Genomic DNA, 13638 nt, shown 5'->3' with positions numbered 1-13638 from the left:
ATGACAAGGCCAGCCCGACTGGCCTGTCATCCAATCTCAGCTCCCGTGCAGCATCTCATCCTGCAGCTTGCGCAAAGCGAACAGCCTGGTCGTGCGGTCGGGTGTGGCGTTGTCGGTGGTGATGAGCTCGCCCTTCCTGACCGGCTTCAGCACCTTGCCGCCTTCGAGCAGGCCGACCGGCACTGCCAGATTGGCGCGCGCCTCTTCGACGGTCATGGTCCAGGAGCGGTAGCAAGTCTCGCCGATGGCATCGAAGGTCTCGCCCGTGGCGAGATCGCGCTTGGCGACCGCGCAGACCTCGGCCACCGGCTTCGGCAGCGGCACCATGTCGGGGCGGCCGTAGAGCATGATACGCGCTGCCGTCAGCGGCACTTCCAGCGAGGTCAGATGGTAGGGCCGGAAGAAGCTGTAATAGGGGCCGTGGCCGATATGCAGATCGTCCATGCGCTCGACGATGCGCGGATGCGTCGCCTCGACGATGACGAAGACGCCCGGCGCCACACCCTTGCCGATCGTGTAGTCGACAACACCCTTCTTCGACAGGATGCCGCCATCGGCGCGCGGTATCAGCACCTTGGCCAGCTGGTCGCGGTCGGCCTTGGGCCCGTGCATGCCCGGCACATCGGGCACCAGCCCGGTGGCGTTGGCGATGGCGCACATCTCGACCATGGTTTTCGAGCCGTCGACGAACTCGACCAGCATGCGCGGGTTCATGTTGCGGCGAAGGGCTTCCTCGCGATAGTCATCCGGAACGGCATCGTGGTTGAGCGGGTTGTTCTTGCCCTTGCCAGCCGAGACGATGGTGTAGCCGAGCGCGGAGGCAAACTCGATCAGCTCCATGCAGCTCGACGGCTCGTCGCCGGCGCCGACCGAATAGACGACGCCGAGCCGGTCTGCCTGCTGCTTGAGGTAGCAGCCGATCGTGACGTCGGCCTCGACATTCATCATCACCAGATGCTTGCCGTGCTCCATCGCCTTCAAGTCGAAATCGGCGGCGACACCAGGCTTGCCGGTGGCGTCGATCACGACGTCGATCAGCGGATTGGTGACCAGCATCTCGTTCGAGGTGATGGCGATTTTCCCGGCCTCGATCGCCGCGGTGACTTTCGAACCCATGTCGGCCTCGACCGCCATCGCCTCGTCGCCATAGGCGATGCGGATGGCGTCGCGCGCCGTGTGCGGACGCCGCGTCGAGATGGCGCAGATCTCGATACCGGGCATCAGCATGCCTTGCGTGACCAGGTCGGTGCCCATTTCGCCGGAGCCGATGACGCCGATGCGCACCGGGCGGCCCTCGGCGGCGCGCCTGGCGAGATCGCGGGCCAGTCCGGTCAGGGCGACATTGGTCATGCAAGCGTGTCCACGGCTTCTTGATTGCAGGCGGGAATAGCAGGGAACGGCCCCGCTTTGCCAACGAAACCAGCGGACGGCGGCAATTTCTCCGGCAACAGGCCCGGCAGGTGAGGCCAACCCCAGTAGAGGCTGATTGACCCGCCTCGGCGTCAAACCACCCTGATATAGCTCGTCATGCCGGTTTTCTGATGTTCGATGATGTGGCAGTGCAGCAGCCAGTCGCCGGGATTGTCCGCGACGAAACCGAGCTGAACCTTCTCGTTGGGCTGCATGAGATAGGTGTCGGAGATGACCGGCTGAACCTGGCGTGTCGACGACGACAGCACCTTGAAGCTCATGCCGTGCAGATGCATCGGATGCGATTGCGGCGTCAAATTCTCCATGTCGATGACATAGCTTTTGCCGAGCTTCAGCTCGGCCAAAGGCGCGGTCGGGTCCGGCGTGTCGCCCGGCCACGGTACCTTGTTGATGGCCCAGAAGGAGTAGCCTAGCGTGCCGCATATGCTGTCGCTCGGCACGTTTTCCGCCGTGGCGCTGAGCGAGAGCGCGATGTGTTTCGCGCTGGCGAGATCCACCTCCGGCACCGGGTTGGCTTCCAGCGGTGCGAGGTCGCGCAAATCGCGCTTGAGCGAGCTGCCGGTGGCGCGCAAGGTGGCGAGGACCTTGGGTTTGGTGCCTCTGATGTCGCCCAGGCTGACGATCGCGCCCTCCTGGTCAGGCATGCGGATGGCGAGCTCCATGCGCTGCCCCGGTCCGAGCAGCAAAGCATCGGGCGCAAAACGCTGCGGCACCGGATTGCCGTCCAGCGCGATGACCGCGGCCTCCCCACGCTCGACGCGAAAGGCGTAGATGCGGGTGACATCGGTGATGGCGACCCGCAGCCGCACCAACCCGCCGGCCGGCGCGTCGAATTGCGGCTGGTCGAGCCAGTTGGCGGTGCGCACCGTGCCATAGGTTCCGGTTTTTGCGGCATCGCGCGGCCGGAATTGCTGGATGAACTGCGCGTCGTCGCCGAGGCGCCAGTCGCGCAGATTGACGATTGCCTCCGCATCGAATTTCGGATCGCCCGGGTTTTCGACCACGATCACGCCCGTCAGGCCGTGGCCCATCTGCTCCAGCGTGTTGCAATGCGGGTGATACCAGAACGTGCCGGCGTCGGGCGGGGTGAAGGCGTAGTCGAAATGATCGCCGGTGTAGACGTAGGGCTGAACCAGGAAGGGAACACCGTCCATCTTGTTTGGAACGCGAATGCCGTGCCAATGGATGGTCGTCGGGTCGTCGATGGCGTTGACGAGACGCGCGGCAAAGGGCTCGCCTTTTTTCATCCGCAGTACAGGCGGCATGCCTGATTCACCATACGTCAGGACATCCCGGGTCTCGCCCGCATCCATGAACCTGGCCTGGATCTTTGCCGTCTTGAGCACCACCGGCTCAGGTGTGACAGCTGCCCAACCGCTGAGCCTGGTCATTGCTGCCAGCCCGACGCCGCCAGCGCCGGCAACCGCAGCCGTTTTCAGAAGCCCGCGGCGGGTGAATAGGGTCATCTGGCGCTCCAACGGAATATGATTACCTGTCGCCCTGAATGACGGGTGGCGACCGGCGCACAAGCCGATACTGCCACATCGCATCTCTGTCATGCCATGGCGAGCCGGTGACATTTGCTTGCACAACAGCGTGAACGCTGGCGTGCCCACCATTCGCCCGCATCCGGGAGCGCGGGCTCGGATTAATGCAACTCGGCCAGCAACGCCTGTGCCTCGGCGAGGTTTTTTTCGGAACCGGCGGCGAGATCGTCCATCTTCTTGTCACGGAAGATGACGAGCGCGTCCTGGCATGCGGCGATCGCTTCCTGTGCCATCGCCTTGTCCTTGTGGGCGGCGCCCAGATCAACCAGCACGTCGCACAGGCTGTCCTGCGTGAAGGCGACAGCCGGCACCGAATTGATCTTCTTTTGCGCCACGATCGCCTCGCGCAGGACCAACACCGCCTCCTCGAAATGCGCGACATTGTTTTCGGCGCGGCCGGCCATGGTCAAGGCATAGCCCATCTCGTTGCGCGCATTGGCCCAACGTTCGGGATCGCGGTCGCGACCGAGCTGCTCGGCAAGCGCCCGGTTGACGACAATCGTCTCCTCGTACAATTCAGCCGAAGGCTCGCGGGCCGCGATCATGCTCAGCGTCTGCGCGAGACTGGTCTGGTTGGTGATCCAGAGATCGGGATCGCGGGCGATCGTTCGCACCGTGGCGAGGTCGCGGTAGATCTGAGCGGCTCGTTTCAGCTTGCCGACATCGTTCGCCCAGTAACCAAGACTCGACAGCCCGCCGGCGAGATTGTTCTGATTGTTCTCCCAGACAGCCAGCGCATTCTCGCGCGTTACCACGCTGAGCGCTGCGTCATAGGCGGCAATCGCGCGGGTGAGCAACTCGACGTCCTTGCCGTCCGCGGCCATCAGCAAGGCATTGCCGATATCGCCCTTGGTGCGCGCCCATTGCATGCGGTTGGGAAAACCGTCGTAGATCCGCGCTGCCGTCTCGAAGCTCTCCACGGCCTTGGCGTAGAACGTGGCGTCGCCACCAATCCGGCCCTGGCTGTAGAGGGCAAAGCCGAGGTCGTAATTGATATTGGCCCACTCCTCCGGGTCGGCGTCCTTGGAGTAGGCGGGGAGCGCGGCTTCCAGCATGTCGGCTGCTTGCGCCAGCAAGTCCAGGTTGGATGTATTGTCGCCCAGGATCGACAGGGTCTGGCCGAGCACGCGCCGCGTCTGGCCGATCTCCGTGACATCACCGCCTTTCGTCTGCCCGTCGAGCGCCGCCCGCAGCGCGTTGACCGATTGCTGCAGCAGTTGATCGTCAGAGGCCAGCTTGCCTGACATCATCAACGCGCAGCCGAGGCGGAATTCCGTCTTGGCCCAATTGGCTGGGTCCTTGTCGCGGGTGCGAACCCTGAGCACCTGACCGTAGACATCGATCGCCTGCCGCAGGGTCGAGATGTCCCCCGCGCGTTCGCCCCAGTTCGATAGCGTGCCTGCAAGGCTGTAACCAATCGAAGCGAACTCGCCCGGCGCGGCGGTTGCGGTATAGACCTCCCATGCCTTACGATACGCGGTCACCGCCTGAATGTAGTAATCGGTTCCCGTATCGAGATCGCCGAGCGTGTCGTTGACCGATCCCAGATTCTGCTGCAGCGAAGCCCAGTCGAGCGGCAGTTTCTCACGCGGATATTCGGACAGAGCGGCCTGGTACGCGGTGGCTGCCAGCAGCAGCAGTTCCTTGTTCTTCTGCTTGGCGCCGAGGCGCTGCAAGGCGTTGCCGAGCGTCAGCTGGCCGTTGGCCCAGCTCGCCGCGGCGTGCTCGCGCGTCCAAACCGTAAGCGATGCAAGGGCGGCGTCGCGCGCCTGCTCAAGCGTGGCGACATCGCCGTTAATGGTTCCGATCGATTCCAGCGCCGTGCTCAGATTATTCTGGATTGTCGCCCATTGCGCCGGCGCGCGTTCCCTGGTCATTTCGCCGGTCGCCGCCTGATAGGCAGCAACCGCCTGCTGCATGGTCGCGATATCCTTTTCGCGCTCACCGAGGCGGTAGAGCGCGGCCCCCAGATTGACCTGGCTCAGCGCCCAGTCGAGCGGTACGCGCTCCCTGCTGTATTCGGTCAGCGCCGCACGATGCGCTTCGATTGCGGCGCGAAAACTGTCCGATGTGGTCTGGCGTTCGCCGATCTCGGACAGCACGATGCCGACATTGTTCTGCGTCGCCGCCCATTCCAGCGGCAGTTTTTTCGACGACTGTACCTCGAGCGCCGAGCGGAAGGCCGCGACTGCCCGCTCAAGCAGTGCCGTCCCGTTCTCGCGCTGGCCGAGCCGCCAGTAGACCGTGCCCAGATTGCCATAGGTCGATGCCCAGTCGTCAGGGTAGGCGTCATGCGTATAGACGGTCAGCGCCTGCTCATAGGCGGCAGCTGCCTTGTCGAGGTTTTCGCGGCCGGCTTCCCGTTCGCCCAACGTAGCAAGCGTGGCGCCCATATTGTTCTGGGTGGCCGCCCAAAGTAGCGGCAACTTTTCGCGGGTGACATAGGTCAATGCCTGTTCATAGGCTGTCAGGGCCTGGGCGAGATACGCATTGTCGCCGGAGAAGTCCCCTTGTTCCGACAGAGCGTTGGCCTCTGCCGCCTTGTAGTAGAACGCGTCTTCGTCGCTCCATTTGGCAGCCTGCTCGAAGGCCTTGGCGTAATCCTGCGCCGCCTCCTTGAAGTTGAAGGAGATTTCATAAGTCCTGGCACTGCTGGCGAAGACCTTTGCGAATTCCAGCCGCTTTGCCTTCAGCTCGGCCTCGGCCTGGTCGTCCGTAGACGAAAGTTCGCCGATGCGGGCCTTGGCCTGCTCGTTGAATTTCTGCGCCGCTTCGAGCGCGCCTTCCTGAACCGCCTGTTCGGCGAGTTTCGATAGCCTGGCAATTTCGGGGTCCGGGTTTTTCAAAGTCTCGCGTTCAGCCAACACGTGTTTCAGCCGTTCGGTCTGGCCGCGCAGCAATTTGTCGAGTTCGGCCGGATCCTTGGGTATGTCGACCCCGAGCGCCTTCAGCATGGCGTAGAGCCCATCCATCGGCACCTTGCCGTCACGCGCTATGGTTTCGATCTGGCGGCGCTCCGGATCGGGTAGCGTCGAGATGGTCAGCAGGAGCTGGCGCCGCTCCCTTAGGATTTCCCCCTCGTCGCCTTTCGGCGCCTCGGCGGGGGTACCGAAATAGAGCAGCCGCCGCAGGCTCTCATTGACCCAGGGCCGCTGCTGGCCGTTGGTCTTGAGATAGACCTCCTCGCCGATCATGCGCAAAACGGTGCCGAATTCCTCGCCGCCCATCGTGTCGATGTGGCGCAGGATCGCCGCCGCATAGGGGCTGTTGCCATCGGCCGGACCGTCCAGCGCAACCTTGCCGGGCTCGGCGGCAAAGGCGATGACCTGGCCGAGGCTGTCGTCGACCGAGCCCTTGGCCTCGGCGCCACCTTTCAGGGAAACCACGCCGCGCGTTTCGCCGAGACCGCCGGCGCCGATCGGCTTGCCTTCGTCGCCCGGCGCCAGCTTCAGGAGCGTGCCCGGCGGGAACGGATCGTTGCGGCAGGCGTCCAGCAGAACGATGGTGACCGGCACCTTGGCCTTCAGTTCGGCGACGATGGACGACAGCGGCACCAGCTTTTCGCCGGCATTGTCGAGCGCCGAGATATCGGCATCGACAGGGACCAGATAATTCTCGCCGCCGGCTTCGATGCCGTGGCCGGAATAGTAGATGATGGCGACATCGGCGCCCTCGGCATCGTCGACGAAGCCTTCGAGATCGCGCCGCAATTTGCGTGCGTCGCGATTGGTGGCGACATTTGTCTCGAAGCCGAGCCTGTCGAACATCTCCTCGATGGCGCGGGCGTCGTTTTCCGGATTGGGCAGTTTGCCGACATGCTGGTAGTCGGACTGACCGATGATGAGCGCGACGCCTTTCAGCGCCTTCGGCTCTTCAGCCAAAGCGGGGCCAAACGCGCATAGGCACACCAGTGCCGCGGCAAGTGCCGCGCACATGCGCCCTGTCGCACCTGCTGTTCGCCCAAAGAGCATTCTCTACCCCAAACCCGACGCTATCTTCCGCAAGCGAGATGGCATCATGATGGCCGGCCGATGGCAAGTCCTTGGGCGAGCTGTGTTCTTGTCATGCGTACGAGGCGGCTGGCTTTCAGCGTGCGAGCGGTAGTGTTCAGCATGCCGGATACGGCCAGTCCGGCCTGTTCATGAGTTGACAGGTCCGGACTTGTTGAGCAGTCGTCCGGCCCGTAGAGCCTCTTTCTCTCAATGTTTCCGGGCGAGGGGGCCACGGTTGGATGCGCGGGATTGGCACTTTTGCGTCAGCCGGCTTTTTTGGTCCGCAACGAGACCCCGACTTCGCGACGCATCTTTTTAAAATCGAAGGAATGAACTGGTGCTGCGAGAGAGGATTGAACTCTCGACCTCTCCCTTACCAAGGGAGTGCTCTACCACTGAGCTACCGCAGCCGCTGATGGCGGGGCTTCTGCCATATAGAACCGGCAAGCGCAAGGCGTCTGTGAAAGGCTTTGCCAGACAAGTTTCGCTGACATGGCGGCGCCACAATGCTAGCTATCCCTTGAACGGCAGGCCCTGCCAGTCGCGGGCGGGACGGAACGATGGACGACAAGACAATTCCACCGAAAAAGGCTGATCCGGCAAAAAAGGACGGGACTAACCGCAAGGACCGTCTGGCCGAGCAGTTGCGCGCCAATCTCATGAAGCGCAAGACGCAAGCGCGTTCGCGGCGCACCGGTGACGCTGACCAGCGCCCGGAAGGCCTGGCGGCTGCTGAAAAAATGCACAAGGACTGACCGATATCGGCCACACTGGCCGGCCAACTTGGCCAACGGGCTCAGGAATCTTGAACCAAGCCGGCCAATGGTCTAGACGGGCCGATACGCAAACTGACGAAAACCGGCCTTTCGGGCCGAGGGGACATTCTCTCATGGATCGCATCAGAATTGTCGGCGGCAATAAGCTCGCCGGAAGCATTCCGATTTCGGGCGCGAAAAACGCCGCTTTGCCGCTGATGATCGCCTCGCTGCTCACCGACGACACGCTGACGCTGGAAAACGTGCCGCATCTGGCCGATGTAGAGCAGCTGATCCGCATTCTCGGCAATCACGGCGTCGACTATTCGGTCAACGGCCGCCGCGAGAAGCAGAATGAGGGCTATTCGCGCACCATCAATTTCTCGGCCCGCAACATCGTCGATACGACCGCGCCTTACGAGCTGGTGTCGAAGATGCGGGCGTCGTTCTGGGTGATCGGCCCGCTGCTGGCCCGCATGGGCGAGGCGAAAGTGTCGCTCCCCGGCGGTTGCGCCATCGGCACGCGGCCGGTCGATCTGTTCCTTGAAGGTCTGCAGGTGCTGGGCGCCGACATCGATGTCGACACCGGCTATGTGCTGGCAAAGACCAGGAATGGCCGCCTCGTCGGCAATCGCTATGTGTTCCCGAAGGTCTCCGTCGGCGCCACCCATGTGCTGATGATGGCGGCAGCGCTCGCCAAGGGCGAGACGGTGCTGGAAAACGCCGCCTGCGAGCCCGAAATCGTCAACCTCGCCGAATGCCTCAACGCCATGGGCGCCAAAATTTCCGGCGCCGGCACGCCTGTTATCACCATCGATGGCGTCGAGTCGCTGTCGGGCGCGCGCGTGCGCGTCATCCCCGACCGCATCGAGACCGGCACCTATGCCATGGCGGTGGCCATGACCGGCGGTGATGTCGTGCTCGAAGGCGCCCGCCCCGAGCTGCTGCAGACCGCGTTGGATGTGATTGCCCAGACCGGTACCGAGATCACGCCGACCAATTCCGGCATTCGCGTCCGGCGCAACGGCGCCGGCATTTCGCCGGTCGACGTCATGACGGCGCCCTTTCCGGCCTTCCCGACCGATCTGCAGGCGCAGTTCATGGGCCTGATGACCATGGCCAAGGGCAAGTCGCGCATCACCGAGACCATCTTCGAAAACCGCTTCATGCATGTGCAGGAACTGGCCCGGCTCGGCGCCCACATCACGCTGTCCGGCCAAACGGCGATCGTCGACGGCGTCGCCAAGCTGAAGGGCGCACCCGTGATGGCGACCGATCTGCGCGCCTCGGTGTCGCTGGTCATCGCCGGTCTGGCGGCCGAAGGCGAAACGACGGTCAACCGCGTCTACCACCTCGACCGCGGTTTTGAGCGGCTGGAAGAAAAGCTCTCCAATTGCGGCGCGGTGATCGAGCGGATTTCAGCTTAACCGCACGGCAGTTGCTTCAGACAGACAGGCGTCTGGTGCTGCCTTCATTCACCGCCAACACTTCAAACCCGAGGCGCTAGCCTCGGGTTGAATTTGTGTCGCGGTTGCACGGACCGGAAAGACCGCCTAACAGAAGGCTGAAACCAACTTTCAGGTGTGCATTCGGCATGGCAGCCCTCAAACTCATTGCGCTCGACGATCAGGATCTGAGCATCGTCTCGGCTCACGTCCAGGACGCCGTAATGAAGGTCTCCGACCTCGAATACCTGCCTTCGGCCAAGCGTTTCATATTGACCATGAACCGCTTCGTCTGGGAGGCGAAATCCGGACTGTTCAGCAAGCACAATGAGCGGCGCCAGGCGGTGTTGCATTTCGACCGCGTGCTCGGCGCCAAGACCAGCGGCATTGCCCGCGATCGGCCGGCCGAGGTGCTGTCGCTTCTGGCAATCAGCTTTATCGAAATCAGCAAGCCGGCCGGCATCGTCGAGTTGGTCTTTTCCGGCGGCGGCGCGATCATGCTCGACGTCGAATGCATCGAGGCACGGCTTGCCGACATAGGCGGCGCCTGGGAAGCCACCTCGCGTCCGGTGCATAGGGTCTAGAGCATGATCCCAAAAAGTGGGTGCCGGTTTTTGTTGGACAAAACGGGAATCGTTTGTCCAGAGATCACGCTCCAACAAAGGGCTAGATCATGATGAGATTTCAACCAAATCTCACCATGATCTAGACGCAGCCGATGGCCATTACGCTTATCCAGTCCGATGCCGGTTTCGCGCAGCGTTTCGCCGCCTTCCTGACCACCAAGCGGGAGGTATCGGAGGACGTCGACACTGCCGTGCGCGCCATCATTGCGCGGGTTCGTGCCGAGGGCGACGCTGCCCTGGTCGACTACACGCTGAAATTCGACAAGGCCGACCTCAATAGCCTCGGCATCGCCGTGTCGAAGGACGACATCGCGCAGGCCTACAAAGACGCCGATCCGCAGACGGTCGAGGCGCTGAAATTTGCCCGTGACCGCATCCGATCCCATCACGAGCGACAAATGCCCAAGGACGATCACTATACCGATGCCGCCGGGGTCGAGTTGGGTTCGCGCTGGACGGCGATCGAGGCGGTCGGGCTCTATGTGCCGGGCGGCACGGCAAGCTATCCAAGCTCGGTGCTGATGAACGCCGTGCCGGCCAGGGTGGCGGGCGTCGAGCGCATCGTCATCGTCGTGCCGGCGCCGGGCGGCATCATCAATCCGCTGGTGCTGGTGGCCGCCGATATATCAGGCGTTTCAGAGATTTACCGCGTCGGCGGCGCGCAGGCGATTGCCGCCCTTGCCTATGGCACCGAAACGATCCGGCCGGTCGCCAAGATCGTCGGGCCCGGCAATGCCTATGTCGCCGCCGCCAAGCGCCAGGTTTTCGGCACGGTCGGCATCGACATGATCGCCGGACCGTCTGAAGTGCTGGTGGTGGCCGACGGCAGCAACGATCCCGACTGGATCGCCGCTGATCTTCTGGCGCAGGCCGAGCATGACGTGTCGGCGCAGTCGATCCTGATCACCGACGATCCGGCCTTCGGCAAGGCCGTCGAACAGGCGGTCGAGCGGCAGCTGCAGAGCATGCCGCGCGCCGAGACGGCGGCTGCCAGCTGGCGCGATTTCGGTGCGGTGATCCTGGTGGAGACCATCGAGGCCTCGCTGCCGCTGGTCGACCGCATCGCCGCGGAACATGTCGAGCTTGCTATCGACGATGCCGAAGGCTTCCTGGCCAGGATGCGCAATGCGGGTGCTGTGTTTCTGGGACGCCATACGCCCGAAGTCATCGGCGACTATGTCGGCGGCTCCAACCACGTGCTGCCGACGGCGCGTTCGGCGCGCTTCTCTTCGGGCCTGTCGGTGCTCGATTTCGTCAAGCGCACCTCGATCCTGAAGCTCGGGCCGGAGCAGCTGAGAGCACTTGCGCCGGCGGCGATTGCGCTGGCCAAGGCGGAAGGCCTCGACGCGCATGGCCGCTCCGTCGCCATCCGGCTGAACATGTAGGCGGCGATGGCGGACGGCGATCAAACCCGCGCAAGGCTGATCGATGTCGAGCTCGACGAGTCGATCGGCCGTTCGACGCCCGATGTCGAACATGAGCGCGCGGTGGCGATCTTCGACCTGATCGAGGAGAACAGCTTTCAGCCGGTCAATGATGACGGCGCCGGGCCTTATCGGCTGAAGCTGTCGCTGGCCGAATCCCGGCTGGTGTTTGCGGTCGCCCGAGAGGATGGTGCTGATGTCGTCACCCATATCCTGTCGCTGACGCCGCTCAGGCGCATCGTCAAGGACTACTACCTGATCTGCGAAAGCTATTACGACGCCATCCGCTCCTCGACGCCGAGCCATATCGAGGCGATCGACATGGGCCGGCGCGGCCTGCACAATGAAGGCTCGCAGACGTTGATGGACCGGCTGGCCGGCAAGATCGACATCGACTTCGACACGGCGCGGCGGCTGTTCACGCTGGTCTGCGTGCTGCACTGGCGGGGTTAGACCTGACTGGGGCGCCCCGCTCGATCCTGTTTTTGTGCGGCATGAACGCCGTGCGCTCACCGATGGCCGAGCAGCTGGCGCGGCGCATGCTGCCGCCGGCCACTTTCGTCGCCTCTGCCGGCGTGCACAGGGGCGAGCGCGATCCGTTCGTCGACGCGGTGCTGGCCGAAGAAGGCCTGACGCTGGGCGAGCGCCAGCCGCGCTCGATGGACGATCTCGAGGACGATTATTTCGACCTGATCGTCACCCTGGCGCCGGAAGCCCACCACGCCGCGCTCGAACTCACCCGCTCGCTTGCCGTCGACGTCGAATACTGGCCGATGCCGGATCCGACCGATGTCGGCGGCAGGCGCGAGCAGATCATGGCCAGCTATCGCGACGTGAGAGAACGGCTGAAAGCGCGCATCAGCCGACGTTTTCTGCTTCCGGAGGTAAAAAACGCGGCGGATTGATGCATGTCGCTCAAAAGCGGTCCCGGTTTTGAGACAACGACATGCATAAAACGAAAGCTTGGAGCGCGTCGCATATGACGCGATCTAAGCGTGTTCACAAGCGCACGATTATCATATAGGTTCCGCCGAAATTCCGGCCTGGGCGCTCCAGGGCGCCGGAACTGCAATCCAAGCAAAGGTATCGAATGCCGAAGGAAGAAGTCCTCGAGTTTCCGGGTGTCGTGACGGAATTGTTGCCCAACGCGATGTTCCGGGTGAAGCTCGAAAACGAACACGAGATCATCGCCCATACGGCTGGCCGCATGCGCAAGAACCGCATCCGTGTGCTGACCGGCGACAAGGTCCTGGTCGAGATGACGCCCTATGACCTGACCAAGGGCCGCATCACCTACCGTTTCAAGTAACAGTCCCGCGCGAACCGCGATGAGCATCCTGCAGAAGCTCGTGCTTGCCTCTGGTTCGCCGCGCCGGATCGAACTGTTGCAACAGGCCGGCATCGAGCCGGACCGCGTGCTGCCAGCCGATGTCGACGAAACGCCGCTGCGCGCCGAACATCCGCGCTCGCTGGCCAAGCGGCTGTCGAAGGAAAAGGCCGAGAAGGCGCTGGCCTCGCTGAAAAGCGAGGAAGACTATGCGCCAAGTTTCGTGCTGGCCGCCGATACGGTGGTCGCGGTCGGACGCCGCATCCTGCCCAAGGCCGAGACGCTGGACGACGCCGCCAATTGCCTTGGACTGCTTTCGGGCCGTTCGCACCGGGTCTATTCCGGCATCTGCCTGATTACGCCGGGCGGCAAGCTGCGCCAAAGGCTGGTTGAATCCAGGGTACGCTTCAAGCGGCTTCCGCGCGAGGAGATCGACGCCTATGTCGCCTCCGGCGAATGGCGCGGCAAGGCCGGCGGCTATGCCGTCCAGGGTCTCGCCGGGTCGTTCGTCGTCAAGCTGGTCGGCTCCTACACCAACATCGTCGGCCTGCCGCTCTACGAGACGGTGGCGCTGCTTTCGGGCGAAGGCTTCAAGGTCCACACCAGCTGGCATACCGCGCGGCCATGAGCCTGGACGATAAGGTCACACCACTGCGCCCGAAGCGCCCCTGCCCCGAATGCGGCAAGCCGTCGGCGCGCGAGACCTATCCGTTCTGCTCGAAGCGCTGCAAGGACATCGACCTCAACCGCTGGCTGAAGGGCGCCTATGTGATCACCGCGCGGGATGACGAGGACGAGAGCGACGAGCCGAAGTAGGGTTTGGGCGGTGCCGGCCGCGCAATTCCACTTCGCCGACCTTACGCGATTGCTGCTTTGCCGGCGTCGGTATTGTCTGCGACAATTGCCCCGGAAAATCAGCGCTTAGGCGCTGGACAGGCCGGATTCCCGTGCTATAACCCACGCGCTTTCAAGGGGTGCCCCACGGCGCTTTCCTGAAATCCGGTCAGGCGATGTCTCGTTTGCCGGCGAGGCCCAGATAGCTCAGTTGGTAGAGCAGCGGACTGAAAATCCGCGTGTCGGTGGTTCGAATC

12 protein-coding genes and 1 tRNA gene are annotated in these 13638 nt (G+C 63.3%); 9 read left to right on the top strand and 4 right to left on the bottom strand.

Annotated elements, in window-relative coordinates; genetic code table 11:
• Nucleotides 1-36: 36 nt before the first annotated feature.
• The 4 genes from AC3CCE_RS24845 to AC3CCE_RS24830 all read right to left on the bottom strand — a co-directional run bounded on the left by AC3CCE_RS24845 (nt 37) and on the right by AC3CCE_RS24830 (nt 7380).
• Nucleotides 37-1350: an NAD(P)H-dependent oxidoreductase gene (locus AC3CCE_RS24845; RefSeq protein WP_352626297.1), complete on the bottom strand. Its 1314-nt coding sequence runs from the start codon at nt 1348-1350 to the stop codon at nt 37-39.
• Nucleotides 1351-1502: 152 nt separating this feature from the next.
• Nucleotides 1503-2897 carry a multicopper oxidase family protein gene (locus AC3CCE_RS24840; protein ID WP_352626296.1) on the bottom strand — a complete coding sequence of 465 codons (1395 nt, stop codon included), beginning with the start codon at nt 2895-2897 and terminating at the stop codon, nt 1503-1505.
• A gap of 182 nt (nt 2898-3079) precedes the next feature.
• On the bottom strand, nt 3080-6913 hold the full coding sequence (locus tag AC3CCE_RS24835; RefSeq protein ID WP_352626295.1) for a caspase family protein: 3834 nt from the start codon (nt 6911-6913) through the stop codon (nt 3080-3082).
• A 392-nt stretch (nt 6914-7305) separates the two neighbouring features.
• Nucleotides 7306-7380, bottom strand: a tRNA-Thr gene (locus tag AC3CCE_RS24830).
• Between the two features lie 150 nt (nt 7381-7530).
• On the opposite strand from AC3CCE_RS24830, the gene AC3CCE_RS24825 reads away from it, so the two are divergent.
• The 9 genes from AC3CCE_RS24825 (at nt 7531) to yacG (ending at nt 13363) form a co-directional block, all read left to right on the top strand.
• The gene (locus tag AC3CCE_RS24825; protein WP_023729050.1) at nt 7531-7725 is read left to right on the top strand and encodes a hypothetical protein; all 195 of its coding nucleotides are present in this window, start codon (nt 7531-7533) and stop codon (nt 7723-7725) included.
• A 134-nt stretch (nt 7726-7859) separates the two neighbouring features.
• Entirely contained in the window at nt 7860-9152 is a 1293-nt protein-coding gene (murA, locus tag AC3CCE_RS24820) for a UDP-N-acetylglucosamine 1-carboxyvinyltransferase (protein ID WP_352513176.1), read from the top strand.
• A 167-nt stretch (nt 9153-9319) separates the two neighbouring features.
• On the top strand, nt 9320-9754 hold the full coding sequence (locus tag AC3CCE_RS24815; RefSeq protein WP_023681909.1) for a DUF2948 family protein: 435 nt from the start codon (nt 9320-9322) through the stop codon (nt 9752-9754).
• Between the two features lie 134 nt (nt 9755-9888).
• Complete coding sequence (gene hisD, locus AC3CCE_RS24810; RefSeq protein WP_352626294.1) at nt 9889-11181, top strand: histidinol dehydrogenase; 1293 nt, start codon at nt 9889-9891, stop codon at nt 11179-11181.
• Nucleotides 11182-11187: 6 nt separating this feature from the next.
• On the top strand, nt 11188-11673 hold the full coding sequence (locus tag AC3CCE_RS24805) for a UPF0262 family protein (RefSeq protein ID WP_023669283.1): 486 nt from the start codon (nt 11188-11190) through the stop codon (nt 11671-11673).
• Nucleotides 11661-12125, top strand: coding sequence for an arsenate-mycothiol transferase ArsC (locus AC3CCE_RS24800; RefSeq protein ID WP_081725519.1), 465 nt, complete (start codon nt 11661-11663; stop codon nt 12123-12125). The genes AC3CCE_RS24805 and AC3CCE_RS24800 overlap by 13 nt, the downstream gene beginning before the upstream one ends.
• A 185-nt stretch (nt 12126-12310) precedes the next feature.
• Nucleotides 12311-12529: a translation initiation factor IF-1 gene (gene infA / locus AC3CCE_RS24795; RefSeq protein ID WP_006200926.1), complete on the top strand. Its 219-nt coding sequence runs from the start codon at nt 12311-12313 to the stop codon at nt 12527-12529.
• Nucleotides 12530-12548: 19 nt separating this feature from the next.
• A complete protein-coding gene (locus AC3CCE_RS24790) occupies nt 12549-13175 on the top strand; it encodes a Maf-like protein (protein WP_023681911.1) in 627 nt (208 codons plus the stop codon).
• Entirely contained in the window at nt 13172-13363 is a 192-nt protein-coding gene (gene yacG / locus AC3CCE_RS24785) for a DNA gyrase inhibitor YacG (protein WP_023669280.1), read from the top strand. Before AC3CCE_RS24790 ends, yacG begins: the two co-directional genes overlap by 4 nt.
• Nucleotides 13364-13638: the final 275 nt, after the last annotated feature.

The sequence above is a fragment of the Mesorhizobium sp. P160187 genome (genome assembly GCF_057766425.1).
This window is presented reverse-complemented; position numbering and strand designations above follow the sequence as displayed.